Here is a 3,372-nt window from a genome sequence, read left to right on the forward strand (position 1 = left end):
CACCGACCGAGGCGGCCGAGGAGGTCCGCGACGAGCTCGTGCTGGAGAACGAGGTGGGTCTGCACGCGCGGCCCGCGGCGTTGCTCGCGCGCAGCCTCGCCGGGTTGCGGGCCAGCGTGCGGGTCCGGCTGGGCGACAACGAGGCCGACGGTGCCAGCGTGCTCGGTCTGATGGGGCTGGGTGCCCGCAAGGGCGACCGGATCACGTTGCTCGCCGACGGCGCGGACGCGCAACAGGCGATCCAGCAGGTCCGCGACCTCGCCGCGCGCAACTTCGACGAGTGAGCCGCACCGTCCGCGCAACGCGGGCGTTGCGACCGGTGCTGCGGCCGGTGATCGAGCGTTAGGGTTGCGAAATGCCGCCGCGACCGCGCTTCCTTGGCGTCCTGGTTCTGCTGGCTGCGGTGCTGCTGGTCGCCGGCTGCACCGGCGGACCGCCGGGCAAGCCCGCGCAGGCGGCTCCGCCCGGCCCGACGACCGCCGAGTCGGTCCTGGGTGATCCGCGCACGATCGACGCGTGCTCGCTGGCCGATCCCGCGGCGCTGAACGAGTCCGGGCATGGCGAGTTCGGCCGGGCGGAGAACGCGGGCACCGTTTCGCTCGATTACTGCCTGCTGCGGGTGCGGTTGCCCGAGGGCGGCCTCGCCCAGCTCAAGGTCGGTGAGCTCGCACCGGCCGAGCAGCAGCAGGGCGATCCGGTCACGCGCAACGGCTCGTTCGACGTCGTGCAGGACGCTCCGGTGCCGAGCCACTGCGCGCGGCAGATCGTCTTCCCGGACCGCACGGCCATGCGCGTCAGCGCCGACCTGCTGGACGGCAAGCCGGGCGGCCGGCTGTGCGGGCTCGCCGATGCCGGCACGCGGACCGCGGTCGCGGCGATCGATCAGCACCGCGTCGAGCACCGCGATTACCCGCCGAACTCGCTGGCGCTGGTGGACCCGTGTTCGGTGCTGGACACCGCGGACGTTCGCCAGGTGCCCGGCCTGGAGCGGGCCACCCCGAGCGGGCGGCCCGCCGCGCACCAGTGCCAATGGGGCCAGGCCGATGCGGCGTCGCCGCGGGTGCAGCTGGTGCACACCGCCGGTGACCCTCCCGCGGTGCTGCACGGCTCGGCGACCGAGGAGCAGATCGCCGGGCGCCGCACCGTGACCAGCGTCGTCGGTGGTGATCCTCGGGTGCCGCTGTGCTCGGCCGAGACCGGGCACGTGCCGTTCGGCGACGACCGCGGCCAGGTCGAGGTCGCGATGCTCGTCGTGGCGTTCCCGGACGGCGACGGCATCGACGCCTGCGACTTCGCCCGCGGACTGGCCGAGCGGGCTTGGCCGCAGCTGCCGCGGACGTGATCACCCGCACTGCGGGACGCGCCCGAAGGACTCTCGGAGCCCGGCGCCGTGCCGGTTACCGTGTTGGGCGTGCCGCGCCGCAACCGTCCGCAACGCCCCTCCGGTGGCCCGCCGCAGTCCGGGAATCGTCCGCTCGGTTCCGGTTTCGGCTGGTCGCGGGTGGAGCGTGATCCGGACGGCGAGTGGAACGTGCGCACCGTGCCCGCGGCGCAGGCGACCAAGACCTACCGCTGCCCGGGCTGCGACCACGAGGTCCGGCCGGGTGTGGGGCACGTGGTGGCCTGGCCCGCCGACGATTTCGGCGACGTCGAGGACCGGCGGCACTGGCACAACGGCTGCTGGCAGGCCAGACGCCGTCGCGGCCCCACCCGCCGCTGGTCCTGATCGCCTCTCGCAAGGGTCGTCCTGTCCGGGTGGTCGTGGTCGGGTCCGAGCGGGTGCGTTGAACCGAACCCGCCGCATCTCACAGCTTTGCGGCCGCATCGCCGTGCGAGGATCGTGGCGATGAGCACCGAGATCCGCGCCAACACCGCGCTGCCCGCCCGGCGGGAGCAGATCACCTTGCACACCGCCGACGGGCTCGGGCTCATCGGTGAACTCTCGGTGCCGGAGAACGCGACACCGCGCGCCACTCTGGTGTGCCTGCACCCGCTGCCCACGCACGGCGGCATGATGGATTCGCACATCTACCGCAAGGCTGCGTTCCGGCTGCCCGCGCTGGCGGACCTGGCGGTGCTGCGGTTCAACACCCGCGGCACGGTCAGCGAGGCGGGCCGCAGCGAGGGCAGCTTCGACGGCGGGAACTCCGAGCGCTACGACGTCGCCGCGGCGCTGGAGTACGCGGAGTTCCACGACCTGCCGAACGTGTGGCTGCTCGGCTGGTCCTTCGGCACCGACCTGACGCTGGTGCACGGCCTGGACCCGCTGGTCCAGGGCGCCATCCTGATCTCCCCGCCGCTGCGCTGGAGCAGCGAGGACGATCTGCGGTCCTGGGGCGAGTCGGGCAAGCCGGTGCACGCGCTGGTGCCGGAGTTCGACGACTACCTGCGCCCGGAGGAGGCCCGGCGGCGGTTCGCCGCGATCCCGCAGGCGCAGGTAACCGGCTTCCCGGACACCAAGCACCTGTGGGTGGGCAAGGCGGAGTCCGCGCTGGACGCGATCGTCGGCGTCGTGGCCCCCGAGGTCGGCACGCCGCTGCCGCGCACCTGGGACGGCCCCTCGGAGACGCGCCAGGTGACGATCGTCGAGCAGTGATCCGGCGCCCGGGTCAGGTCCGCTCGGCCCGGCACAGGTACGCGAACGGCGTGCTGCCGATCCGGGTGAGCACGACGGTCGCTTCCGCCGCGCCGCGCGGTTTCAGCTTGCGGCGCAACGCGTCCGGGTCGATGTCGACGCCGCGCACCATGATCTCCAGCCGGCCGACGTCGTGCCTGCGCAGCAGGCTGCGCAGGGTCTTTTCGCTGTAGCGGCCGTGGTCGAGCACCCGGAACGCGCGCACTCCCGGCGGCGGCCGGTCACCGGTGAGGTAGGCGATGCGCGGGTCGAGCTGGGCCAGCCCGTGCCGCGCGGCGTACTGCCGCACCAGTCCGGCCCGCACGACCGCGCCGTCCGGGTCGACGATCCATTCGCCGGCGTCGAGGACCGGGCACTCGTCCGACTCGCCGTCGGTGAGTTCGTCGCGTCCACCGTCCGCGCGCAGCACCGTTGCGCGGCGGCGAACTTCCGGATCGGCGAGGCCGCCGAGCCACACCGCGGCTTCCCGCACCTGGCCGGCCAGCGAGACGATCTCGATTTCGGCGCCGCCGGGCATCGCGTCGAAGTCCAGCCCCGGCGCGCACTTCACGACCACGTCCCGGCCCGAGTGCACCTCCAGCAGCTCGTCCAGCGGTGGCACCAGGTCGGCCGGGTTCCACCGCCGCCGCCCGGCGTCGTCGCGGCGCGCGGGATCGGCGACGATCGCGGTACCGGTGCTGACCGGGCGCAACGCGTCGGCTCGCGCCAGCGCGACGCCAGGTCCGAGGTTGTGCCGG

At 73.9% G+C, this 3,372-nt stretch carries 4 protein-coding genes and 1 pseudogene; 4 read left to right on the top strand and 1 reads right to left on the bottom strand.

What is annotated here, in order from left to right; genetic code table 11:
* The 4 genes from IJH84_RS03425 to IJH84_RS03440 all read left to right on the top strand — a co-directional run.
* The coding region (locus tag IJH84_RS03425) for an HPr family phosphocarrier protein (RefSeq protein ID WP_295140046.1) at positions 1-284 on the top strand (284 nt) is incomplete at its 5' end.
* 71 nt (positions 285-355) lie between these two features.
* Positions 356-1,342, top strand: coding sequence for a DUF3558 family protein (locus IJH84_RS03430; protein WP_295140048.1), 987 nt, complete (start codon positions 356-358; stop codon positions 1,340-1,342).
* Positions 1,343-1,411: 69 nt separating this feature from the next.
* Entirely contained in the window at positions 1,412-1,726 is a 315-nt protein-coding gene (locus IJH84_RS03435) for a hypothetical protein (protein ID WP_200070286.1), read from the top strand.
* A gap of 120 nt (positions 1,727-1,846) precedes the next feature.
* A complete protein-coding gene (locus tag IJH84_RS03440; protein ID WP_200070285.1) occupies positions 1,847-2,596 on the top strand; it encodes an alpha/beta hydrolase in 750 nt (249 codons plus the stop codon).
* A 13-nt stretch (positions 2,597-2,609) separates the two neighbouring features.
* Here IJH84_RS03440 and IJH84_RS03445 read toward each other — a convergent pair.
* Positions 2,610-3,372: pseudogene (locus IJH84_RS03445) on the bottom strand (class I SAM-dependent methyltransferase); the annotation flags it as partial.

The organism is Saccharopolyspora sp., from assembly GCF_017434145.1.
Classification (GTDB): Bacteria; Actinomycetota; Actinomycetes; order Mycobacteriales; family Pseudonocardiaceae; genus Saccharopolyspora_C; species Saccharopolyspora_C galaxeae.

Coding starts and splice junctions, on each gene's coding strand:
- IJH84_RS03430 (WP_295140048.1), top strand. CDS start 356: ATGCCGCCGCGACCGCGCTTCCTTGGCGTCCTGGTTCTGCTGGCTGCG.
- IJH84_RS03440 (WP_200070285.1), top strand. CDS start 1,847: ATGAGCACCGAGATCCGCGCCAACACCGCGCTGCCCGCCCGGCGGGAG.